General features: G+C 65.8%; 19 protein-coding genes. 13 read left to right on the top strand and 6 right to left on the bottom strand.

The genetic code is table 11. The features are described from left to right. Position 1 precedes the first annotated feature (1 nt). Genes QMG52_RS14170 through QMG52_RS14160 form a run of 3 tightly spaced genes read left to right on the top strand, consistent with a single transcriptional unit; the run spans position 2 to position 3,423 of the window. Positions 2–295, top strand: coding sequence for a F0F1 ATP synthase subunit epsilon (locus tag QMG52_RS14170; RefSeq protein ID WP_283561041.1), 294 nt, complete (start codon positions 2–4; stop codon positions 293–295). Between the two features lie 10 nt (positions 296–305). Continuing rightward, positions 306–737 (top strand): DUF2550 domain-containing protein, encoded by a 432-nt coding sequence (locus QMG52_RS14165; protein WP_283561040.1) that lies wholly within the window; start codon positions 306–308, stop codon positions 735–737. 7 nt (positions 738–744) lie between these two features. Continuing rightward, positions 745–3,423: a bifunctional lysylphosphatidylglycerol flippase/synthetase MprF gene (locus tag QMG52_RS14160; RefSeq protein WP_283561039.1), complete on the top strand. Its 2,679-nt coding sequence runs from the start codon at positions 745–747 to the stop codon at positions 3,421–3,423. A gap of 243 nt (positions 3,424–3,666) precedes the next feature. Here QMG52_RS14160 and QMG52_RS14155 read toward each other — a convergent pair whose 3' ends face one another. The 3 genes from QMG52_RS14155 to nucS all read right to left on the bottom strand — a co-directional run bounded on the left by QMG52_RS14155 (position 3,667) and on the right by nucS (position 6,292). Beyond that, the gene (locus tag QMG52_RS14155) at positions 3,667–3,870 is read right to left on the bottom strand and encodes a cold-shock protein (protein WP_283561038.1); all 204 of its coding nucleotides are present in this window, start codon (positions 3,868–3,870) and stop codon (positions 3,667–3,669) included. A gap of 331 nt (positions 3,871–4,201) precedes the next feature. After that, on the bottom strand, positions 4,202–5,554 hold the full coding sequence (locus tag QMG52_RS14150) for an N-acetylglucosamine-6-phosphate deacetylase (protein ID WP_283561037.1): 1,353 nt from the start codon (positions 5,552–5,554) through the stop codon (positions 4,202–4,204). Positions 5,555–5,596: 42 nt separating this feature from the next. Then, the gene (gene nucS / locus QMG52_RS14145) at positions 5,597–6,292 is read right to left on the bottom strand and encodes an endonuclease NucS (protein WP_283561036.1); all 696 of its coding nucleotides are present in this window, start codon (positions 6,290–6,292) and stop codon (positions 5,597–5,599) included. A gap of 92 nt (positions 6,293–6,384) precedes the next feature. On the opposite strand from nucS, the gene QMG52_RS14140 reads away from it, so the two are divergent. Continuing rightward, positions 6,385–6,714 (top strand): Rv1322 family protein, encoded by a 330-nt coding sequence (locus QMG52_RS14140; RefSeq protein ID WP_283561035.1) that lies wholly within the window; start codon positions 6,385–6,387, stop codon positions 6,712–6,714. Between the two features lie 132 nt (positions 6,715–6,846). Here QMG52_RS14140 and QMG52_RS14135 read toward each other — a convergent pair whose 3' ends face one another. Beyond that, positions 6,847–8,607, bottom strand: a complete 1,761-nt coding sequence (locus tag QMG52_RS14135) for an HNH endonuclease signature motif containing protein (RefSeq protein ID WP_283561034.1) — start codon at positions 8,605–8,607, stop codon at positions 6,847–6,849. Between the two features lie 279 nt (positions 8,608–8,886). On the opposite strand from QMG52_RS14135, the gene QMG52_RS14130 reads away from it, so the two are divergent. Continuing rightward, a complete protein-coding gene (locus QMG52_RS14130) occupies positions 8,887–9,681 on the top strand; it encodes an alpha/beta hydrolase (protein ID WP_283561033.1) in 795 nt (264 codons plus the stop codon). Positions 9,682–9,762: 81 nt separating this feature from the next. Here QMG52_RS14130 and QMG52_RS14125 read toward each other — a convergent pair whose 3' ends face one another. Further along, the gene (locus QMG52_RS14125) at positions 9,763–11,034 is read right to left on the bottom strand and encodes an AI-2E family transporter (protein WP_502920534.1); all 1,272 of its coding nucleotides are present in this window, start codon (positions 11,032–11,034) and stop codon (positions 9,763–9,765) included. 309 nt (positions 11,035–11,343) lie between these two features. Between QMG52_RS14125 and QMG52_RS14120 the strand changes: the two genes are divergently transcribed. Next, entirely contained in the window at positions 11,344–13,230 is a 1,887-nt protein-coding gene (locus QMG52_RS14120) for a DUF8094 domain-containing protein (protein WP_283561032.1), read from the top strand. A gap of 122 nt (positions 13,231–13,352) precedes the next feature. After that, entirely contained in the window at positions 13,353–14,357 is a 1,005-nt protein-coding gene (locus tag QMG52_RS14115) for a co-chaperone YbbN (RefSeq protein WP_283561031.1), read from the top strand. A 369-nt stretch (positions 14,358–14,726) separates the two neighbouring features. Here QMG52_RS14115 and QMG52_RS14110 read toward each other — a convergent pair whose 3' ends face one another. After that, positions 14,727–14,957 (bottom strand): maleylpyruvate isomerase N-terminal domain-containing protein, encoded by a 231-nt coding sequence (locus QMG52_RS14110; RefSeq protein ID WP_283561030.1) that lies wholly within the window; start codon positions 14,955–14,957, stop codon positions 14,727–14,729. A gap of 88 nt (positions 14,958–15,045) precedes the next feature. On the opposite strand from QMG52_RS14110, the gene QMG52_RS14105 reads away from it, so the two are divergent. The 6 genes from QMG52_RS14105 (at position 15,046) to QMG52_RS14080 (ending at position 22,117) form a co-directional block, all read left to right on the top strand. After that, positions 15,046–16,197, top strand: a complete 1,152-nt coding sequence (locus tag QMG52_RS14105; protein WP_283561082.1) for an NADH:flavin oxidoreductase/NADH oxidase — start codon at positions 15,046–15,048, stop codon at positions 16,195–16,197. Positions 16,198–16,275: 78 nt separating this feature from the next. Then, positions 16,276–17,106, top strand: a complete 831-nt coding sequence (locus QMG52_RS14100; RefSeq protein ID WP_283561029.1) for an ABC transporter ATP-binding protein — start codon at positions 16,276–16,278, stop codon at positions 17,104–17,106. Then, positions 17,088–18,659, top strand: coding sequence for a transporter (locus tag QMG52_RS14095; RefSeq protein ID WP_283561028.1), 1,572 nt, complete (start codon positions 17,088–17,090; stop codon positions 18,657–18,659). Before QMG52_RS14100 ends, QMG52_RS14095 begins: the two co-directional genes overlap by 19 nt. Before the next feature lie 108 nt (positions 18,660–18,767). Next, positions 18,768–19,550, top strand: coding sequence for a glucosamine-6-phosphate deaminase (nagB, locus tag QMG52_RS14090; RefSeq protein ID WP_283561027.1), 783 nt, complete (start codon positions 18,768–18,770; stop codon positions 19,548–19,550). Between the two features lie 375 nt (positions 19,551–19,925). Further along, entirely contained in the window at positions 19,926–20,252 is a 327-nt protein-coding gene (locus tag QMG52_RS14085; protein WP_283561081.1) for a DUF3039 domain-containing protein, read from the top strand. An 89-nt stretch (positions 20,253–20,341) separates the two neighbouring features. Then, positions 20,342–22,117, top strand: a complete 1,776-nt coding sequence (locus tag QMG52_RS14080) for a DEAD/DEAH box helicase (protein ID WP_283561026.1) — start codon at positions 20,342–20,344, stop codon at positions 22,115–22,117. Positions 22,118–22,200 lie beyond the last annotated feature (83 nt).

Below are 22,200 nucleotides of genomic sequence, written 5' to 3'. Positions count from 1 at the left end.
GATGGCTCAACTTGAGGTTGAAATCGTTGCGGCGGACCATTTCGTCTGGTCCGGCGCAGCGAAGATGGTCAAGGGCCGCACCAGCGACGGCGAGATCGGAATCCTGCCCGGACACGCTCCGCTGCTGGCTATTCTGGCCGAAGGTGAACTGGCAATCGAGCCGGTTGACGGCGCCCGGATCTCCGTGACCGTTGACGGCGGGTTCTTCTCGGTGGACAGCGACCGGGTCGTCATCGTTGCTGATAACGCTCAGTTGGAAGACTCAGCCGGTTCAGCCAACGCGGGGATCCGATAGCTTCCGGCAGATGAACGATCCTGGGACCACGTTCATCGCCATCGCAGCGCTTTTCCTGCTGTTTGTTTTTGTCCTGTGCCTGTTCGGGGTGCGCCGCTTCCAACTGCAGCGCGCCCTGGGCACGGTAGACGCCTCCATTTGCTCGCCGGGAGACCGGTGGCAGATGGGGGTTTGTCGTTATCAGGATGCGGACCTGGAATGGTTCCGGCTGCTGTCCTTGAGCCCGCGGGCGCGGTACAGTTTCCGGCGCAGCTCGATCGTGCTGTTGGGGCGCCGGCAGCCCACTGAATCCGAGCGCATTAAGGTACAGCCCGACGTCGTCATCGTCACCTTGAGCTACGAGGGCCGGGAAATGCTGATGGCCATGAAGTTCGACGCCTACGCCGGCCTGTCGTCCTGGCTGGAAGCCGGCCCAGTCATAGGCATCGGAACCTGGCGGTAGTTCTGCCGTGGACCTGCTGACAAAACTGGGCCTGGCCACCGGTGCCGTTGCGGCGCAGCGCCGAGCACGCTGGAGTAAGCGGCTGGGCTGGCCGTTCCGGCGCACGCCCTTCACGGTGGCCGTCCTGGTGATTTTCTGGGGGCTGGCCGCCCTCACCGGCAGCCTGTTGGCCGGACCGGGGTCGGGCCAGCTCAACGAGATCAGCGGCCAGCTGCAGCATTACCGGGATGGGCACTGGTGGACCCTGTTCACGGCCATCTTCTTCGCCACCAATCCGGCGGCGTACATCGTGTCCACCGTGCTCATCGCCGGGGCCGTCGGTTTGCTTGAGCGGCGGGCCGGTTCCCTGCCGGCGGCATTGACATATTTCGGCGGGAATGTCGCAGCGGTCCTTGTGTTCTCGGTGGTCACGCAGCTGGCACGATACGCCGGGGACGGCTGGCTGGGACAGATGGCGGACGCGGCACAGCTGGGGCCTTATCCAGCGGTGGCGGCCTGTGCACTGGCGGCCGCCGCCCGGCTCGGCCCGCTGTGGCGACGCCGGCTGCGGGTCGGAGTGTTCGCCGTCGCCCTGATGCTCGTCCTGTACGTCGGACATGCGGAAACGGTCCTGGCGCTGGCCGGTGCGCTGGCGGGACTGGCCATTGGACGGTGGACCACGACGGACACGGCGGAGATCCGGTTCCACCGTTCGTCCGCCCGTGAAATAAGGAATATGCTCTCGATCGTGGTGGCGGTCTTCGCCGCCGGTCCATTGTTGGCGGCGGTGGCCAAGAGCCCGTCGGGACCGCTGACGATCGTGCGGGACATTGTGCTCAACCCCGTGCCGACGGTGAACGAGCTGCAGGCCAGCTGTGGCTCCACCATCGACGCGTCCTGCCTGCAGCTCGCGCAGACGGCCGGCGGCCTGGGTGGCACCCTGACCTTGGGACTCGCCGTCGTCCCCGCGCTCCTGCTGCTGGTGTGCGCCGAGGGTCTGCGCCGTGGACACCGGCTGGCTGTCTGGATCGTCGTCGGCGTCCAGACCCTCGTCGCCGCCCTTTCCTTCACTTACCTCTGGCTCATTTCCCGGGTCCCGCTTTACGTGCCGCATTCGCACACCACGATGCTGGGCTCCGGCTTCGCCCATTTTTTGCCGGTGGCGCTGACTCCCCTGCTGATCGCCGTCGTGCTGTTTCTGTACCGTCGGCGGTTCACGGTGTTTACCTCTCGTCGGGTCTGGCAGCGTCTGCTGGCGCTGATTGTGGTCACCGGACTGGCGCTGACAGGCAGCTACAGTGCCGCGTGGATCTCAAACGGCGGACTGCAACGGCCGCCCGGGGGGCTTCGTCCGCTGCTGGCCGAGCTGGCGCGCCAGTATCTGCCGCTGCCGCTCCCGGAACAGCTGGGGGGCGCCTTCGCCCGCCGGGACGCACTGGAGTCGCTGCTCTTCCATCTCTGCGGTCCACTGTTCTGGACCGTGGTCCTGCTGGGGGTTCTGACCGCGTTCCTGCTGCAGGGCCGGCGCCGGCTGCGGGAGGAAGGTGCGTTGGACCGGGCTCGCCGGCTGATCCGCACCGGCGGCGATTCCCTCTCCTGGATGGCGCTGTGGCGGAACAACGAATACTGGTTTACCGCCGACGGCAAGGCCGGGCTCGCCTATCAGGAGCACGGCACCGTGGCCCTGACCGTGGCCGGACCGTTCGGCGAACCCGCGGCGCAGGTCGGCGCGGTGGAAGGATTCCTGGACTACTGCGCCGAACGGGCGCTCACGCCGTGCTTTTACTCCGTGACCGGGACATTGTGGCCGCAGCTGCGGGCCGCGGGATTCAACCGGGCGCCGGTGGCACAGGAAACACGGCTGCGCATCGGTGAGCTCGAGTTCAAGGGCAAAGAGTGGCAGAACGTCCGGACCGCGCTGAATAAGGCCCGGAAACTGGGCATCAGCGTGCGGTGGTCCTCGTACCGGGAGCTGCCGGGCCACCTGCGCCAACAGCTCTCCGAGGTCTCCGAGGAATGGGCCGCCCGGAAGCCGGTTCCGGAAATGGGCTTCACCCTGGGTGGTCTTGAGGAGCTGAAGGACGACGACGTGCTCTGCGCGCTGGCCGTGGACGGGGACGGCAGCGTGCACGGGGTCGCCAGCTGGCTCCCGGTGTTTGCCGACGGGGCCGTGGTCAGCTGGACCCTGGACTTCATGCGGCGCCGTAGCGACGGCTTCTCCGGCGTGATGGAGTTTCTCATTGCCTCCGCCGTATTGAAGCTGCGCGACTCGGTGGAGGTCATTTCGCTGTCCGGTTCGCCGCTGGCTCCGGAACGCGGCGAAACCAGAGATGGAGGCGGCGGCGGGGCTGCGGGATCCGGTGACGCTGGATCCGGTGACGCTGGGGCGGGAGACGCTGGGGCGGGAGACGCGGGATCTGGAGACGCGGGATCTGGAGACGCGCGATCCGGCGGCGCGGACCTGCCGCTGCAGGACGCCGCCTTGGCACGGCTGCTCAACATTGTGGGAAAGGCCTTGGAACCCGTGTACGGATTCCGTTCACTGGCGCACTTCAAATCCCGTTTCCAGCCGGAATACCGCACCCTGTACATGATGTACCCCGATCCGCTGACGCTGCCGGCGGTTGGACGGGCGCTGTCTTCGGCGTATCTGCCGGACCTATCGGTCCGGCAGACTGCGCGACTGCTGCGCACGCTGGTCTCCTGACGCTGTCCCAATGCGGACCGTCATCAGCTTCCGCCGAAGAGCCCGTATGCTTCCGGATCCATGTTGCCGCTGAGCGGTCCAATGCAGGAATTTAAGCTGCAGACAAGGGAACACCTGAGCGGTCCGCCGCGGGTATTTAAGCTGCAGATAATTAAACAGACGATCCCCGGCGCCGGCCGGGGATCGTCTGTCCGCTGGCCCTGACACTGCCGGAGAACGGCACGGTCAGGGGACCGACGGCACTTAGAGAGGGGTTACCCCGGTGGCCTGGGGGCCCTTGGCGCCCTGACCGATCTCGAACTGAACCCGCTGGTTCTCTTCCAGGCTCTTGAAGCCGCCGGATTGAATCTCAGAGTAATGAACGAACACGTCGCCATCTGCATCATCGGGAGTGATGAAGCCGAAGCCCTTTTCTGCGTTGAACCACTTGACGGTTCCCTGTGCCATGTATTTCTCCTCATATTGGAACTGTTCAGCTCCGCACATTTCGTCCGGAACCTAGTCACACCGCGGGAGGAAAGCCGGGTGAAACGGACGTCCGTTCATCCGGAGAGCTCCACGCTCGCAACACGTCTTGCGAGCACGAAAACCACGTACACAAAGACTGGGATAAGCATTACATGACTCATTCCACCGGTCAACGAACGGGAGAAGTATTCCCCCATTTGTTAACTGTTTCGGTCAATTTCCCCGGCGAAATGGGTATTCTAATCTGTCCTAAGCGGTCGAGGTGTGACAAAGGACCGACGACCTAGCGGCTGATGAGATACAGTACCGCTCAGGACCAGGCCTGCAGCCACGCCCCTTGCCGCAGCACCGCCGAAAGCCTCAGGTCCGCATCCACCACGATGGCGTCGGCGCGCAGCCCACGCCGCAGCCCCCCAACCTCGTCCGACAACCCCAGGACACCGGCAGGAACCGCCGTTGCCGAGAGCACCGCGTCCTGCAGCGGTATCCCCGCGGCAATCGTGCGCCGCAGAACATCGAGCAACGTCGCGGTGCCGCCGGCAATCGAGCCGGTCGCGTCAAGGGTGGCCACCCCGCCGGTGACCGTGACAGGTGAGGGACCGAGCATGTAGCGGCCGTCGGAGAGCCCGGCCGCAGCCATCGAGTCCGTCACCAGCAGGACATTGGCGGCGCCGACCAGCTCGAACACCATTCGGACCGTCTGCGGGTCGAGATGGGTGCCGTCCGCGACGAGCTCGACGGCGGCATAGCCGGATTTGGCCGCGGTCAGGCACGCGGCCACGGGACCGGGGGAGCGGTGATGCATCGGCGGCATACCGTTGAACAGATGGGTGACGGTCGGCCTCCCGCTCGTGCCGTCGAAGCCCGTGGAGGAAAGGCCGTCACGCGCCTGCGCCAGCGACGCCGCCGCCGTGGCTGTATCGCAGTCCGTGTGTCCCAGGGACGGCGTAATCCCATGTACGGTCAGCAGGTCCACCAGCGCGGCCGCCCCCGGAAGCTCGGGTGCGTAGGTCATCGTGACAATCTCACCCTGCCCTGCGTCGATCAGTTCCGCCATCAGCTCCAGATCGGGCTCACGGAGCCACTGCGGGTCCTGAGCCCCGCACCGGGCGTGCGAGAGGAACGGGCCTTCCAGATGGATGCCCGCCAGCAGCCCCTCAAGAGTCATGTCGAGATATACGCCGATTCCCCTCAATAGGTCCTCCCGCGATGCGGTCACCATGCTGGCCAGCAGCGTCGTGGTGCCGCTGCGGTGCAGGAAATCCACCGCCTTACGTGCCGAGGCTTCCTCTGCCCCCGGAAAATCGCCGCCGTTGCCGCCGTGGTTGTGAACGTCGATCAGGCCGGGAAGGATCAACGAGCCGCCGGGCAGCTCCAGCCGTTCGATGCCGCCGGAGCCTTCCGGGCTTCCGGCCGCCGTCGTGTCCGCACCGTCAAAACCGGCACAGTCAAAACCTGCACCGTCAAAACCTGCACGGTCAAAACCTGCACCGTCAAAAACCGAGCTGTCATAACCGGAAGCCGGGCCGGCGTAAATAATCCTGTCGCCCTCGATGGCCAGGACGCCGTCGTCGGTAATGGTCCCGTCCGTCACCAGCGTGCCGGCCAACAGTTTCCTGTCCAGGCTGCCGCTGTCCTGCCCGGGCGATGCAGTTGAAGTCATGCTTCGATTCTAGTCAGCCTGCCGGTCGGCTCTTGAATCCCGCTAGAACAACCGAGAGGAGGTGTCATCCACTCCGCGCATAGCGTCATAATCCAGCGTGAGGCACTCGATCCCGCGGTCAACGGCCAGTACCTTGGCCTGCGGCTTGATTTGCTGCGCGGCAAACACGCCGCGGACCGGCGCCAGCAGCGGGTCCCGGTTCAGCAGCTCAAGGTAACGAGTCAGCTGCTCCACGCCGTCAATATCGCCCCGGCGCTTGAGTTCCACGGCGACAGTGCCACCCGTTGCGTCCCGGGCCAGGATATCCACCGGTCCGATTGCCGTGAAATACTCGCGGCGGATCAGCGTGAAGCCATCGCCCAAAGTATGGATCTGCGCGGCCAGCAGACGCTGCAGATCGGCTTCAACCCCGTCCTTGATCAGGCCCGGATCGACTCCCAGATCGTGGCTGCTGTCATGGAGCTGCTCATATATATTGATGATCAGCCGGTCATCGGTCTTGGCCGACTGGACCACCCATTGCTCCCGGACGCCCTCCTCCAGCTCTGTTTGTGCCGGCGTCGTCCTCCTGACCGTCGCCGGGGGACTCATCCAGTTCAGCGGCTTATAGGAGCCGCCGTCGGAATGGACCAGGACCGAGCCGTCCGCTTTGACCAACAGCAGCCGGATGGCCAACGGCAGATGAGCCTTAAGGCGGCCGACGTAATCTACGGAACAACGAGCTATAACTAAACGCACGCACAGTACTCTACCGTCCCGCCCGGGTCCGCATCCTTCCGACCGGTCCCAAGTCCGTCCGGCTTCTGGCTGAACTAAGGCAGAATGGATCCATGCCCCGTTCCAACCGCCCCCGCCGCGCCGCTGGCGGCAGGGCGGCCCAGCAGAACGCCGCTCCCGAAGACCTCGATCTGGAGCGGGCCCGCTCGGGCTTCCCGCACCGCGAGTCCGCGCCCGACGGCGAGTGGATGGTGCGGCCCGTCACGGCGCGGAACGCCGCCAAAATCTACACCTGCCCGGGCTGCCACAGGCCCGTCCAGCCCGGCGTGGCACACCTGGTCGTGTGGCAGGAAGACTCCCTCTTCGGCGCGGCATCCGCCCTGACGGACCGCCGGCATTGGCACACCAACTGCTGGCAGTCACGAAGCTACAAATACCGTTGAATGAATCTCCCGGCGATCCCGGTTGTGGCCGAATCCGCGCAGCGCCGGGTCGTGGCGGAACCTTGCGCGGTTGCTGGCCGTGGCACGACGGGGCGCGTTCGCGCATGACCGCGCCATTGGACTGGTTAACGGTCACGGCACGGGACCGGAGAGGGCGGGTGGATTGAAGAATCTGTTGCGGCGCGGTTTTTGGGCAGGGTCGACCTCCGGAGATGCCACCCAATGAGGTATGTCATCGATGAGGATGATCTTCGCCTGACCAGCATGGACGACATGGTGATCGAAGGAACACGTTAAAGCTCCTGTGTTGACATCGGTTTCCCCGCCGTTTTCCCAGAAATCGATGTGATGGACTTCGGTCCATGCTGCGGGCATCGTGCAGCCGGGCCGAATACAGCCTTTGTCCCTTGCAATGATCGCCAGACGCTGGGCCCGGGTATGGAATCGTCGCCGGCGCCCGTAGTTGAGAATCTGGCCACTCCCGCCGAGCACGATCGGGATCAGATTGGCATCGCAGGCAAGCCGGCGGATGTTGCCGGCGTCAACGGGCCCCGTGAAGGCGAACCGGCCCGTCGAGCGCCCGGTCTCCAGCCGGTTGAAGAGTTCATGGTAATCGATGGTTACCATGATGTTGGGCCGGTGACCGCCCGCTTCAGGCAGGTCACCGGTCTGTAGCGCGATACCACACCCGGTCACCAGCGCATCGAGCAGGCGTTGCTGCCGCGTGCGGGTATCCATCGCGCTTTCCACGACTGTCAAGGACCGCGGGTTCGTGCCGGTATTCATCACCGTCAGTAGCGTCTCATACTGTGTCTGGTCCGCATGGATTTCCAGGTGGTGGAGTCCGCGGTACAGGCCTTTGTAGTGCACGCCCTGCCTGGCCTGCAGCTCGGTTTCTGTCGGTGAGGTCCCGTTCTGGTCGACCCCCAGTACCCATTGACGGATCTGCGGATCCAGGCAATCCGGGTCCGTGAGCCTCGTTTGCTCGGCGAGTGCGCCCTCGATGATGGTAAGGGAGTGCGGGTCGGTTTTGAGCTTCATCTTGTGCAGGGCACGGGAGACCCTGATCAGGGACTCAATGGATGCGTCCCCGCTGGCCGCCGCAGCTGCCAGGGCCGGAAACTTCGGCGCAATCATTTCCCCAGTAAGGGACAGTGCAGGCAGAAGATCCCGGCCCAGGAACACCCGGCGGTTCGCTTCCGAGTAGGAGATCCTTAGCCGGCAGACCAGGAATTCCTGCACACTGCGGTACGGCGACTTCTTCCGTCCCGCCCGAATCGCCGGGCCCGTCCCTGGAGACGGCATCGCCTCCGTTTCCCCGTGAGCGGGCACGGCGCCGACGAGGGAACCCGCGGGAGCAGCAGCTGCAGCAACGACCTGGCCGGTCCCGTGGGACCCAGGGCTTCCGCCGGACACTGCTCCCGCCACAGTGGTGTCCGGCGCAGTGGTGTCCGGCGCAGTGGTGTCCGGCGCAGTGGTGTCCGGCGCAGTCGTGTCCGGCGCAGTCGTGTCGGGTGCAGCTGGCTCCCCCGCCGGAGCCGTGTCCCAGCCGAACGAGGCCGGCTCACCGCCGAACGGGGCCGGCACTTCTGTAGTGTCGGCATCATTATGGGCATCGGCGTCGCAGGCGGTTACCGGGCTGTCCCAGGTAAAGGCGGTGTCAGTATCCCCGGTGGCGTGGAGATTCTGGGTGTCTATGGCGTGCGCGGCAATGATTTGGCCCTGCTGCACGTAGCGGAACATTCTCTCCAGCAGGTCGGCGCTTGCCAGCACCGAGTTCTTCGTCATTACCAGGGCGCTGCCGGCATAACCGGCAACGAAGGACCTGACCACGTCAACGGCCGCCGCCAGTTCCACGGTGTCCATCACGCCTGCCATTCCTTGTGTACTCATGCCTCAATTTTATCCAGCGGCACTGACAAAACCGGGTCGGGACCCAAGCTGTGACCCCCCCCCCCCGTAATCACCGGTCCCTGTGCAGGGGGAAATCCTCCGATTTGTATGGAATCGGGCCAGGTATCAAGATCGGGGGCGAGTGATTGCAAGGCGCAGGCGGCGTTCAATTGATTTCGATTGAACGGTTTAAGCGTCCTTGCCACTTCGTGCCGACCACGCCGCCAACCCGCCGCTGATGGGCGTAATGTGCCTGTTGGCGCCGCTAAACTGAGACGCATGACTTTCGACCCTGCATCGTTTGTATATTCCATATCGGGAGTGCCGGAGCTAATCCGTGCCGCTTCCGTGCTCCCGGCCCGGCGCGAGAACATCGAGCTGACGACGGACGACGGGCTGCGCCTGGTGGGAGAGCTGGCGGTCCCTGAGTCGGGAGAGATCAGGGGGACCGTGATTACCCTCCACCCGCTGCCCACGCACGGCGGGTTCATGGATTCCCATGTATTTCGGAAGGCGTCGTACCGGCTGCCGGCACTGGCCGGGATCGCCGTGCTGCGATTCAACACCAGAGGCACATCCTCTCCGCGCGGTCAGAGCGACGGATCGTTCGATGGGGGTATCTCGGAGCGGGCCGACGTGGCAGCCGCGGTGGATTTTGCGCTCCGACGGCGGCTGCCGAACCGGTGGCTGGTCGGCTGGTCTTTCGGCACCGAGCTGGTGCTCAAATACGGCTCGCGTGAACCCGTGGCCAGCGCCGTCGAAGGAGCGGTGCTGTTGTCGCCCCCGCTGCATCGGGCCACCGATGAGGACCTGGATGCCTGGGCCGCCGGGCGAAAGCCACTGACCGCGCTGGTCCCCGAATTCGATGACTATCTTCGCCCGGTGGAGGCCGCCGCGCGGTTTGCCCGGATTCCGCAGGCCGCGGTCATCGGCATCGACGGTGGCAAGCACTTGTGGGTCGGCGAGAAATTCACGGCGAGGGCATTGAACGAGATTGCGTCCGCGGTGCTCGGCTCTCCCGGCACGGTGCTGCCCGGCGAATGGGATGGGCCGCTGTCATCGGCGGCTCAATAGCGGGCCTGCAGTCCCTGGGTGCCCGGACACCCGACGTCAGCCGCCCGCTGGCCTGGCCGTCCGCCGTCGTGCCTGCGGCGCCTAATGCTTATCCTGGCGCGCTATGTACACTTCCTTGATCAGCAGCATCACGGCGGCGGCGGTGGGAATGGCAATCAGCGCGCCGAGCACCCCCAGCAGGCTGCCGCCGGCGATCACCGATATCACCGCGACGGCGCCCGGCACGGCCACCGCCTTCTGCATGATCCGCGGCGAGATGAAGTACGCCTCGAACTGCAGATAGGCGAAGTAGAAGATGGCGAAGAATACCGCCGTCTGCCAGCCCGCGGTGAGCGAAACCAGGATCACCACGATGGCGGCAATCATACCGCCGACCAGTGGAATGAAGGCCAGAAGCGCGACGACGAATGCCAGCAGAACGCTGAACGGGACGCCAAGAACGGTCATCAGAATGAAGGCGAAGGTCGCGTTAATGACTGCGACGCAGACCTGCCCAATCACGTAATTGCCGACCGAGCGGGTGATTTCTTCACTCAGCCTTTGCACTCTGGCACGCCGCGAGCGCGGCGCCAGCCGGTAGCCCCAGCGCTTCATCGCCGGCAGCGATGCCAGGAAATACAGGCTCAGAACCAGGACCACCAGCGCGCCGAACAGGCCGTTGGCGATGGTGCTGCCGACTCCCACGACGCCACCGAAGATGCCGCCCACGGCCTGGGAATCCTGGAAGAACTTGGCGACTGACTCAGTGATCCTGTCGCGCACGTGGTATTGACTGTCCACGTTCTTGAAGAAGTCCGAATTCAGGAAGTCCGTGATCCAGATGGGTGCCCTGTCGATGAGCTGGGTCGTCTGTTCCCCGATGGTGGGAATCAGGGTGGCGAAGAACCCGGCAACTATGGCGACCAGGACCGCCACCGAGATCAGGATGCCGAGGGGTCGGGGCACCTTGCGGGCCTCGAGCCAGCGGACCACCGGATCAAGCCCCAATGCGATGAACAGCGCGGCCAGGATCCACAGCAGAAGCTGCGCGGTGTTGGTGAGCATGTAGTAAAGGAACAGCGCCAGGCCGATTCCGACGGCGGCCATGAAGCCCATGTAGATCGGGTGCTGCACGGACATCCGTGGGCCCGGGGCGCCGAATCTGGTGTTCTCGGATTCCGCCGGACCGGCGGAATCCGGTGCGGCCTCGGGCGGCATTTCGAACCGGCGGCGCGGCTGGGCACCGGGAATGGGACGGTGGAGCTGAACAATCGACCGCTTGAAGAATCCGGGGCGCGCGGAGGTCAGGACCGACGCGACCTCCACCGGGACGGGGTCCTGTTGCGGTTGGATGGGATCATCTGCTGAGCTCAAGAGGGTTCGCTGCTTTCACATTTGACGTTACGGGTCACCGGAGGCAGGCATCGGGACCGGTGGCTCTTCGTGCCAAACATTATCAGCCGGACAAGGGTGAGCAATGCCTCATTGGGGCCGCACACTCCCGCGGCATCTGCTGTACATCCGCGTCAGCGCGGGTCCGCCCGGCCGCGGCTGGTTCCGCCGGAGCGGCGTATGACGGGGTCGAAACAGCCCTAAAACGCTTCGGAAATCCCCATGATATAGCAAAACGGTTAGGCTTATGGGAAGAAAAATCGTCTTTTTCAGCCGACGTTAGGCATATTAGTGCGTTCTAAGACAGCAATTGCCCTGGCCATTCTGGGCCTGTTGCTCCTGGGGCTCGGGATCGGGCAGCGGACTCTCTGGCTCCCGCCGGATACCGTCACGGCATCTGTGGCCCAGGGCGCGAAAAGCGCTCCGGTGACCGTTGTTGATTCCGGCGTCCGGACCCTGCACGGCATCCCCGTCACCCTCCATGTGAAGTCCGCCGGTCCTATTGTGCTGGTTGCGGGCCGTTCCGACGACGTTGACGCCTGGGTTGGCAAGGCCGCGCACCTGAGCGTAACGGGGGCCGACTCCGATTACAAGACTCTCACGACAACGAGCACCGAGGGCGAGGCCACCGTTCCCAACCCCACCGGATCCGATCTGTGGACCCAGCAGGAAACCGCCAGCGGCGAGCTGAGGTATCAGTGGACACCGCCGGCCGATGGCAACTGGTCGCTGCTGATCGCCTCCGACGGCACCGCCGCCGCTCCAACGGATATTTCGCTGACCGCACCCAACGACACCGACACGCCGTGGGCGGTCCCGCTGATGGTGATCGGGGCGTTGATCCTGGTCGCTGGCGTGCTGATGCTGTTGTTCCGGCCCAAAAGGGGCCGGCGCAGCCTGGTGGGGACGCCAGCCACCGGGACGCGGTCGGGGAAGACCGCCAGTAGGTCCGTAAGCAGGTCCACTGATGCGCGGGCCGGCGGCCCTGTTGATGGGCCGGCAGTCGCTCCGGCCGAAAAATCCGCGGACAAGCCCGCTGGCCAGCCGGACGAAAAGCCCGTTGACAGGCCGGCGGACAAATCCAAGGGTGAGTCCGGGAAATCTCTTTTCGCGGGGCGGGCTCCACTCACGGCCGCTGTGGCGGCACTGCTGTTGACCGGCACGGTGGTTCCGGCCGCCAGCGCCGCGACCACGCCGCCGTCGTCCGACACCGGCTCCGCCTCCCCAAGCGCTGCGACGAGCGGTTCGCCGTCGCCGTCGTCGTCGGGCACCGGCACCGCAATGGCCGACGCATCGGCTCCGGCCGAGGTTCCCGTGCTGCTGGACGGGCAATTCAGCCGTATTCTTGACGCCGTCGCCAATACGGTGGCCGGCGGAGACGCGGCGAAGGACGCCGGAAAGCTGCAGGACCGGGTATCCGGTTCGGCTCTGGAACTGCGCGGCGCGAACTACAGGATCCGCTCGCAGGTCGCCGACTACCCGGCCGTCACGCCGGTGGCAAGTTCGAAGCTGCTGACCAAGGTGGTCAGCACCAGCCGGTCCTGGCCGCGCACCGTCATGGCGGTCACCCAGGGCGGGGACAATCCGGTCCCTCAGCTGCTGACATTGGTGCAGAACACGCCGCGGGACCCCTACCGGCTGGATCAGGCGACACCGCTGCTGCCCGGGCAGACCTTCCCCGGCGTCGACAAGAAGGGCGCCGGCACCTTGGCTATGGACGACAAGACCGCGCTCCAAATGTCCCCGGATGTGGCGCTGGCCGCACTGAGCGACCGGTTGACCAAGTCGGACAGCCAGTGGAAGGACAAGATCACCGATCCCGTCTATATACCGGACGTGGATTCCTACAAAGCCGACATTGCCGCGAAGGGTCCGGACGCGACGTACGCTTTCTCGCACACTCCGGTGCCGGGTACCGGCCGCGTTCTGCGGACGGCCGACGGCGGCGCTCTGGTGATTGCCGACGTCCACTTTAATGTCGACGCAACGTCCCAGGCCGAGGCCAAGCTGACCGTGGGAGCGGACGCGGCGGTCTTCGCCGGTGGCACGGAAACGACCAAGGGGTTTGTGCTCAACTTCGGCGAACCCGTGGTCCTCTATGTCCCGCCGGCCGGTTCCACGGGTAATATGATCCTGCTGTCGGCTACCCGCGGCCTGATCGGTGCCAGCTTCAAGTAGGTCTTCGCTGGCTGGTCCGCGGGCTGGCCATTCGGTCCGGGCGCGGCCCGGGGCCCGGTCCGGACCGCGGTCCGGAGGTCCACTGGTTACGCCCGCGGTACTGCCACAGATAGAGTAAAACCATGAGTCAACCAGGTTCCCTTCCTGTCAATCCCGCTTTCGCCTCGGGCATCAACCTCCGCGGCGCGGTGGACCTGTCCGCGCTGAAGAATCCGCGTCCCGCGGCGCCCGTTCCTGCCCCGCCGGGTACCGACGCCGGGCCGGAGGACCAACAGGCCGGGGGCGGTGCCCCCGCCAGCGCCTACGCGGTCGATGTCACCGAGCAGAGCTTCCAGGAGCTCGTTCAGGTCTCCGCTCAGGTGCCCGTTGTGGTGTCGTTGGGCGCTGCCTGGTCGGGGCAGTCGAGCAGTTTGAACCTCATGTTGGAGCGGCTGGTGACCGGTTATGCCGGCCGGCTGCTGCTGGCCCGGGTCGACGCCGAAGCAAGCCCGCAGATTGCCCAGGCCTTCGGCGCCCAGGCGATCCCTACGGTGGTGGCGCTGATCAACGGCCAGCCGGTACCCCTTTTCGAGGGCGAGATGCCACAGGAACAGGTCGGGCGCCTGCTCGACGAGCTGCTGAAGGTGGCCGCCGCCAATGGCGTTAACGGCAGCCTAGGGCAGGACGCGGAGGCAGGCGCCGAGGGGGAGGTCCCTGCCGCGGCGCTGCCGCCGCTGCACCAGGCCGCCTACGACGCCATCGAGGCCGGGGACTACGACGCGGCCGGGACGGCGTACCGCCAGGCCCTGGCGGAACAACCTGCCGACGCCGACGCCAAGATCGGTCTGGCGCAGGTGCAGCTTATGCAGCGCACCGCCGTGATCGATACCGATCGCGCCGACGTCCTGCGCCGCCAGGCGGCGGAGGACAAGGATGATACGGAAGTTCAGCTGGCCGTAGCGGATCTGGACATTGTCGGCGGCCACGTGGAGGAGGGCTTCGGCCGGATCCTTTCCTTCATTGCCGGCCATTTCGGTCCCGAGCGTGAAACTGCACGGGTCCGCCTGCTGGAACTGTTCGACGTCGTCGGCGTGGGCGATCCGCGCGTGGCGAAGGCCCGGCAGACGCTGGCCCGCGCGCTCTTTTAGGCCCACGCAATCGCTTAAGACTGGTGGGACCGGCTGCACCCCGCTGGAATTCGGTGTGCGCTCGCAGCAGGAGTTTAAGACGGTATTGACGGACTCGCCCGTCCGTAGACTGGGGACGTTCTCGGCGCTCCGCTGCTGTTAGTATCCTTTGCTGGTCGCACTGGTTCGGCTCAAGCCGGTACCGGGCCGACCCCGGGTCCCCGGAGCCGGGGCAGGCTCGAAGCCCGCATGCGTCGCGTCAAGTGGCATGGGCCGCCGAATTCCCAGCGGGACGGCGATATCCTGGCTGTGCACCAGTGCGTCCATGAGGAGGTTGTCCTCATGGTAATCGCCGGCATCGCGCGAGCCGCCGCGTCCTGACGCAACTCCTCAACGATGGTCCCGGTTGGGCGCCCGCGCATGATCAATCGCAATTAGCGCGCCGGCCATCCGCAAGTTGCCGCCCGCACGAACCAACGCCGCGGCCAGGACCGGAACCGTCGGTGCGGTCGGCGTCATGGCTACGTGCGCCGCAACATCCCGGACGCGCCATCGCGCGCACAGCGACGGCTGCTCCCACTGATCCGGGCTCAGGCCCTCGAGCATGTCATCGATCGGCATGCCCGCGTCGGCCCTGGGGCGTTTCCGGCAAAACACCCCCATGTCAGCACCTCAGATGCGGGGCGGGGACGAAGCCTTCCATGTTGCGATGTGCGGGCGGAATGTCCGGCGCAGCAGGGGCGTTACCCTCGGTGTGACCAACTCAAAACTCTTCACCCCGATGACGCTGCGCTCCATGGACCTCTCGCACCGCGGTTGGGTTTCGCCGATGTGCCAGTATTCCGCCGATCCGGAGGCAGCCCCCGGGGTTCCCACGGACTGGCACCTGATGCATCTGGGGCAGTTCGCCGCCGGGGGAGCGGCACTGATCCTCACCGAGGCCAGCGCCGTTAACGCTGAGGGGCGGATCAGCCCGCGGGATGCCGGCATCTACAACGATGAGCAGGGCCGGGCATGGCACCGGATCACGGAGTTTGTGCACTCCACCGGCTCGGTACAGACCAAAATCGGTGTGCAGCTGGCGCATGCCGGACGGAAGGCCTCCACATACTGGCCATTCTCCGGACGCAACGGGAGCGTGCCGGCAACGGACCATGGCTGGCAAGCCGTAGGCGCCACGGATGAGTCCTTTGACGGTTATGCCGCGCCGCGGGCCATGACTGAAGGGGAAATTAATGCCGTCATCGATGACTTTGCCGCTGCCGCCGACCGGGCCGTGCTGGCCGGCTTCGATACCGTGGAGATCCACGCGGCGCACGGCTATCTGCTGCACCAGTTCCTCAGTCCGCTGGTCAATACCCGCACGGATGCGTGGGGCGGAGACGAGGAAAGCCGCAGCAGGCTGACGCTGGACGTCATTGACGCCGTGCGCGCCCGCATTCCGGACGGCATGCCGTTGCTGCTGCGGATCTCCGCTACGGACTGGATATCCGGCGGTCTGGATGCGGACAGCTCGGTCCGGCTGGCCCGCCGCGCTGCGGATCATGGGGTGGACCTGATCGATGTTTCCAGCGGCGGAGCCGTTCCCGGGGCGAAGATCCCGGTGGGCCCCGGATACCAGACGGCCTTCGCCGAGCAGATCCGCCGCGAAACGGACCTGAGCGTCGGCGCCGTCGGCCTCATTTCGACTGCGGACCAGGCGGAGCACCTGCTGGCCACCGGCCAGGCGGACGGCATCTTTCTGGCGCGCGCGGCGCTGCGGGATCCGCACTGGTGGCAGCGCGCGGCCCATGATTTGGGTGCGGATCTGCAGTGGGCTCCGCAGTACGAAAGGGCGGCCGCCAACAGGGGGAAATACTAGCGGTGGCGGAGCGGGGCCGGGATGAAATCATCCTTTTTGATGTCTTGCCCCTGCCGGGTCGGCTGCTAGCGTGGCGGTATGACCGACGCCCCGAAAAATTCCGCTTCCCCGCCGCGTCCTGCCCCCCTGCCGGCCGCTACGGGCGGGATCGACGCCCCGCCGGCACTCGTCATCAGGGGACTGGCCAAGCGGTTCGGCGGGAAAATCGCCGTCAACGGCATCGACCTGGACGTGCCGTCCGGCTCGTTTTACGGACTCGTTGGACCCAACGGCGCCGGTAAAACCACGTCGCTGTCCATGGCCACCGGACTGCTCCGCCCGGATTACGGCAGCGTTTGGGTGCACGGGGTCAACGTCTGGGACCACCAGCTGCAAGCCAAGAAGCTGATGGGAATACTGCCAGACGGCGTCCGGCTCTTTGACAGGTTGTCCGGTGAGCAGCTGGTGACCTATGCGGGGCTGCTGCGCGGGATGGACCGGGAGACCGTGGCGGAACGCGTGAAAGACCTGCTGGCGGCGCTCGATCTGGCCAAGGACGCCGGCACTCTGGTGGTTGATTACTCCGCGGGGATGACCAAGAAGATCGCGCTCGCCTCCGCGCTGATCCACGCTCCGCGGCTGTTGGTCCTTGATGAGCCGTTCGAATCGGTCGACCCGATTTCGGCGGCGAACATCCGTGACATTCTGCAGGGCTATGTCAGTTCCGGTGGTACCGTCATTGTTTCCAGCCACGTCATGGATCTGGTGCAGCGCATGTGCGACCACGTTGCGGTGATCGCCGGCGGAAACGTGCTGGCGGCGGGGACGGTGGATGACGTCCGCGGTGCCATGAGCCTGGAAGATAAGTTTGTTGAACTGGTGGGCGGACGCAACCAGACCGAGGGGCTGACATGGTTGCGCACCTCCTGAGGCTCAAGCTGTTACTGCTGCGTAATTCGCTGCGCCGCTCTCCGATGCAGCTGGTGGGCATTGTGGTTGCTGGTCTCTATGGTCTGGGCATCCTCGTGCTCGCCATCGTGGGTCTCGCCGCCCTCAGCGCCGTGGAGCTTGAGGTGGCCAAAACCGTGGTCGTCCTGGCCGGGGCGGCCGTTCTCGTCGGCTGGCTGGTGATTCCCGTCCTGGCGGCCGGCGTGGACACGACGCTCGACCCGGCGAGGTTTGTCACCTTCGCGGTTCCAATGCGGGAGCTGCTGACCGGTCTGGCCCTGTCCGGTTTCCTGGGGGTCCCCGGAGCCATTACTTTGCTCGCGGCGCTGGGCACGATCGGTACGTGGTGGAAACACCCAGCGGCGATGCCGGCGGCGCTGGTCTGCGCCGTGCTGGCGGTCCTCACCTGCATCGTGGCCTCGCGGGCGATGACCTCTGCCAGCGCCAATCTGGCCTCGTCCCGGCGGTTCAAGGACCTGAGCGGTGTGGTGCTGATTGTTCCGCTGGTGCTGTTGGGCCCGATCATCACCAGCCTGTCCCAGGGATTGACCAACTTGGCTGAGTATCTTCCGGCGTTGGCGCGGACCGTTTCATGGACGCCGCTCGGTGCGGCCTGGTCCGTCCCTGCGGACCTGGCCGCCGGCGCCTACGGCGAGGCCGGGCTTAAATTCCTCATGGCCGTGGGAACGCTGGCAGCCCTGACCTGGCTGTGGAAGATCTCGCTGGCCAAGGCGTTGGTCACCCCGGCCCACAGCAGTGGGGTGAGTCGCGGAGGCGGTCGGCTCGGTTTCTTCAAGCTCTTCCCCGGCACACCGACCGGAGCGGTGGCGGCCCGGTCGCTGACTTACTGGTTCAGGGATCCGCGTTATTCCATGGGGTTGATCATTGCACCGGTCCTGCCGTTGGTCTTTATGATCAGCGGGGCCGGAAGCGGCAACTACGCGGTGCTGGACTTCGCCGCAGCCATCGCCGTCGGCCTGCTGGTCTGGTCGATTTCGGCGGACATTTCCTACGACAACACGGCCTTTGCGCTGCACGTTGCCACCGGTGTCAGCGGTACGGCCGACCGCGCCGGGCGAGCCTTGGCCTGTGCGGTGTTGGCGCTGCCGCTGGGACTGCTCTACGCGCTGGTCGGTGCAGCGGTCAATGGAACCTGGGCGTTCCTGCCCGGTTCCCTAGGCCTGATGATCGGAACCCTGCTCAGCGGGCTGGGGCTGGTCAGCGTATTCTCCGCCCGGTTCACCTTCAACGCGCCGGCCCCCGGCGACAGCCCGTTCAAGTCCCGCCCCGGGAACGGATTTGCCGCAGGGCTAATGCAGCTGGCCGGGTTTGCCGGTTTCGGTGTGCTGGTTCTGCCTGAGCTGGTCCTGGTCGTGGTTGCCCAGGGGACCCGGCAAGTGCTCTTCGCCTGGCTGGCCCTGGCCGTGGGACTGGTCCTTGGCGGGGTGCTGTTCGCCGGCGGACTCCGCGTTGGCGGACGGCTGTATACCCGGCGGGCACCGGAACTGCTGTTGGCGGTGTCCAGGGACGCCTAGCGGTGGCGTGCACATGGGACATGGGATATCTTCGAGAAGAGCACGTTTTTTGTCGGCATCGTCACATGCTGTGCCGGAGTTAAACCCGGCCAGGAAAGGTAGGGATCCATGGAGGTAGTAATCCTCCCCAGCAGTAAGGAAATCGGCGCTCGGGCCGCGGACGCCATCGAGGCGCTGGTTCGCCGCAAACCGGAGGCCGTGCTGGGTCTGGCAACAGGCTCGTCCCCGCTGCCGATCTACGATGAGTTGGCTCGCCGCCACGACGAGACCGGGCTCAGCTTTGCGCGGGCGCAGGGCTTTGCGCTGGACGAGTACGTAGGGCTGCCGGCCGGCCATCATGAGTCCTACCGGGAAGTGATCCGCCGCGAGTTCACCAACCGGGTGGACATCGCGCCGGAGAATGTGCATGGCCCGGACGGCTCCGCCGATGATGTCCTGGCAGCGTGTCAGGCATACGAGGTCGCCATCAAGGCCGCCGGTGGCGTGGACCTGCAGATTCTTGGCGTCGGCACGGACGGGCACATCGGATTCAACGAGCCAGGCTCGTCCCTGGCATCGCGCACGCGGATCAAAACGCTGCTGGAACAGACCCGCAAGGACAATGCGCGGTTCTTTGAGCACCTGGACCAGGTTCCCCATCATGTCGTCACCCAGGGGCTGGGCACCATCATGGACGCCCGGCATGTGCTGCTGGTGGCCACCGGGGCCCACAAGGCGCAGGCCGTCCGGGATTTCATCGAGGGGCCGGTCGCCGCCATCTGCGCCGCCTCTGTGCTGCAGTTCCACCCGCATGCCACGGTCATGTTGGACGAGGCGGCGGCGTCATCGCTGCAGCTTGCGGACTTTTACCGTCACACCTATGACAACAAGCCGGAGTGGCAGGGATTCTGACCCCTGGCCGCTGGATCGCGCGGGCCCGACGGGCGCCCGGGCACCAGCTGCGGACAGATGCCTCTTGGCACGTGGCGTGCAGCGGACGCGTCCGTCCGTTTGGGGGTGTGGGGGCAGCTCTGCCGGTCGGGTCCACTACGGCACGCCTCGTTCGTCGACCCGCACGCAACGTTCGACGGCGGCTGAATCCGCCGCTCTGGTTGGCGCGTACCGCGGTGCTGCCGCTCAAAGTACGACGGCGGCTGATACCGCCGCTCTGGTTGGCGGTCCGCGGTGCTGGCGCTCGAAGCACGACGGCGGCAGGTGCTTGGGAACCCCGGCCGGGCCGGCGCCGTCGTAGTTTAGCGCATGGCCGCAGCTGAGTCAGAGGATAAGATGGAAGGCATGAGTATGCCTCCAGATCCATTCGAAACTGATCCGATGCGGACTCCGGCCGGCCCTGGCGGTTCCACCGCCACCATTGAGCGCGAGGAACTGCGCGAAGACGTGGAACCGGGGGACCGGGAACGCTTTGCGCACTACGTCCGCAAGGAAAAGATCATGGAATCCGCCCTCTCAGGCGAGCCGGTGATCGCCCTCTGCGGCAAGGTATGGACGCCCGGACGTGACCCGGAAAAATTTCCGGTCTGCCCCGAGTGCAAGGCCATCTATAACGGATTGCGCCCCGGCAAAGGCAAAGACAAGCCGGGCTCCGATAAATAAGTGCTGACGGATGATGCAGACCCGCAGGTGACCGCTGACGGCACGGGACGGGTCTTGGTTCCGTGCGCCATGATGGGGGACAACCAGCTGTGACAGAGACTCTTTTTGGCGGCCCCGCGCTGCCCCCGGCGTATCCGGAACGCGCTGCGTGGGGGACCGCCCCGAAGCTGCGCGCCTGGCAGGCCCAGGCAATGGAAAGTTATTTTGCCACGGAGCCACAGGACTTTCTGGCCGTCGCAACCCCCGGCGCAGGAAAGACGACCTTTGCGCTGCGGATCGCCGCGGAGCTGATTGAGCGCGGAGTGGTGAATCGGGTGACGATCGTAACACCGACCGACCACTTGAAGCGGCAGTGGTCGGACGCGGCGGCCCGGGTGGGCATCGCGATCGATCCGAACTTCAAAAACGCCGACGGCAAGCACGGCCGCGGCTTCGTGGGGGTGGCCGTGACGTATGCGCAAGTGGCCAGCAAGCCGATGCTGCACCGGGCCAAGACCGAGGCAGCCCGGACCCTGGTGATTCTGGACGAGATCCATCACGGCGGCGACGCGCTGTCCTGGGGTGACGGGATCAGGGAAGCCTTTGAACCGGCCGCGCGGCGCCTGGCGCTGACCGGGACTCCGTTCCGCTCGGACACCGCCGCCATTCCGTTCGTTGAGTACGTCGAGGACCGGGAGGGGATCCGCCGTTCGCGGGCGGACTACACCTACGGTTATGGGGAGGCGCTGAAGGACCATGTGGTCCGGCCGGTGATGTTTATGGCCTATTCGGGCCAGATGCGCTGGCGCACCGGGACCGGTGAGGAGATGTCAGCCTCGCTGGGGGCGCCGGTGACCAAGGACATTACCTCGCAGGCCTGGCGGACGGCGCTGAACCCCACCGGCGAATGGATTCCCTCCGTCCTGGCCGCCGCGGACAAGCGGCTCACCGAGGTGCGCCGCTCCGTCCCCGACGCCGGTGCGATGGTGATTGCCACCGACCACGATGATGCGCGGGCGTACGCCGGCACGCTGAAAAAGATCACCGGGGAATCGCCGACAGTGATCCTGTCCGATGACGCGAAGGCCTCGCACAAGATCGAGGAGTTTTCGGCCGGGGAGAAGCGCTGGATGGTCGCCGTGCGGATGGTTTCCGAAGGGGTGGACGTCCCGCGTCTGGCCGTGGGCGTGTACGCGACCTCCACGGCGACACCGCTCTTCTTCGCCCAGGCGGTGGGACGGTTTGTGCGCGCCCGCAAGAGGGGCGAGACGGCGTCGGTCTTCCTGCCCTCGGTGCCGAACCTGATGGCGCTGGCCAACCAGCTGGAGGTTGAGCGCGACCACGCCCTGGACCGCCCCGACACCGAGCCGGACGGGTTTGTCACCGAGGACGCCGAGATGCTGGAGGCGAACCGGGAGGAAAAGGGCTCGGACACGCTGGAGAAATTCAAGTTTGAGGCGCTGGAGTCGCAGGCGTCCTTTGACCGGGTGTTGTTCGACGGCGGCGAGTTCGGCACCGGGGGTGAGATGGGCAGTGAGGATGAGCTTGATTTCCTCGGCATTCCAGGCCTGCTGGACGCCGATCAGGTCAGCGTCCTGCTGCGCCAGCGCCAGGCCGAGCAGCAGTCGCGGCGCCGCAAGGCGCCAGGTGCTGTGGAAGCGGTTTCGGCGGCCCCGGCCGTGATCGACCATCGGATGCTGACGGAGCTGCGCAACGAGCTTGCCAAGAACGTCTCCGCGTGGTCCGCCAGATCGGGGATGCCGCACGGCATGGTGCACAGCGAACTGCGGCGCAAATGCGGCGGGCCGCCGGTGGCGCAGGCCAACGAGGGGCAGCTGCAGGAACGGCTGAAGAAGCTGCAGGGCTGGTTCATCGGCCGAAAGTAGGCCTGGGTTGATGGTCCATTCAGCCGTGCAGCCGGCTCCAGCACCTGAGGCTGGTGGGCTCTGGGTTTTGGCCGGGCTGCTGC

The sequence above is a fragment of the Paenarthrobacter sp. PH39-S1 genome (genome assembly GCF_030063245.1).
Classification (GTDB): Bacteria; Actinomycetota; Actinomycetes; order Actinomycetales; family Micrococcaceae; genus Arthrobacter_M.
This window is presented reverse-complemented; position numbering and strand designations above follow the sequence as displayed.

Excerpts from the sequence above, each read along its gene's own strand:
- QMG52_RS14165 (WP_283561040.1), top strand. The coding sequence starts at position 306 with ATGAACGATCCTGGGACCACGTTCATCGCCATCGCAGCGCTTTTCCTG.
- QMG52_RS14155 (WP_283561038.1), bottom strand. The coding sequence starts at position 3,870 with ATGGCACAGGGAACCGTCAAGTGGTTCAACGCAGAAAAGGGCTTCGGC.
- QMG52_RS14135 (WP_283561034.1), bottom strand. The coding sequence starts at position 8,607 with ATGAGTACACAAGGAATGGCAGGCGTGATGGACACCGTGGAACTGGCG.
- QMG52_RS14115 (WP_283561031.1), top strand. The coding sequence starts at position 13,353 with ATGAGTCAACCAGGTTCCCTTCCTGTCAATCCCGCTTTCGCCTCGGGC.
- QMG52_RS14100 (WP_283561029.1), top strand. The coding sequence starts at position 16,276 with ATGACCGACGCCCCGAAAAATTCCGCTTCCCCGCCGCGTCCTGCCCCC.
- QMG52_RS14130 (WP_283561033.1), top strand. The coding sequence starts at position 8,887 with ATGACTTTCGACCCTGCATCGTTTGTATATTCCATATCGGGAGTGCCG.
- QMG52_RS14110 (WP_283561030.1), bottom strand. The coding sequence starts at position 14,957 with ATGCCGATCGATGACATGCTCGAGGGCCTGAGCCCGGATCAGTGGGAG.
- QMG52_RS14105 (WP_283561082.1), top strand. The coding sequence starts at position 15,046 with ATGTGCGGGCGGAATGTCCGGCGCAGCAGGGGCGTTACCCTCGGTGTG.
- nagB (WP_283561027.1), top strand. The coding sequence starts at position 18,768 with ATGGAGGTAGTAATCCTCCCCAGCAGTAAGGAAATCGGCGCTCGGGCC.
- QMG52_RS14095 (WP_283561028.1), top strand. The coding sequence starts at position 17,088 with ATGGTTGCGCACCTCCTGAGGCTCAAGCTGTTACTGCTGCGTAATTCG.
- QMG52_RS14150 (WP_283561037.1), bottom strand. The coding sequence starts at position 5,554 with ATGACTTCAACTGCATCGCCCGGGCAGGACAGCGGCAGCCTGGACAGG.
- QMG52_RS14085 (WP_283561081.1), top strand. The coding sequence starts at position 19,926 with ATGGAAGGCATGAGTATGCCTCCAGATCCATTCGAAACTGATCCGATG.
- QMG52_RS14170 (WP_283561041.1), top strand. The coding sequence starts at position 2 with ATGGCTCAACTTGAGGTTGAAATCGTTGCGGCGGACCATTTCGTCTGG.
- QMG52_RS14140 (WP_283561035.1), top strand. The coding sequence starts at position 6,385 with ATGCCCCGTTCCAACCGCCCCCGCCGCGCCGCTGGCGGCAGGGCGGCC.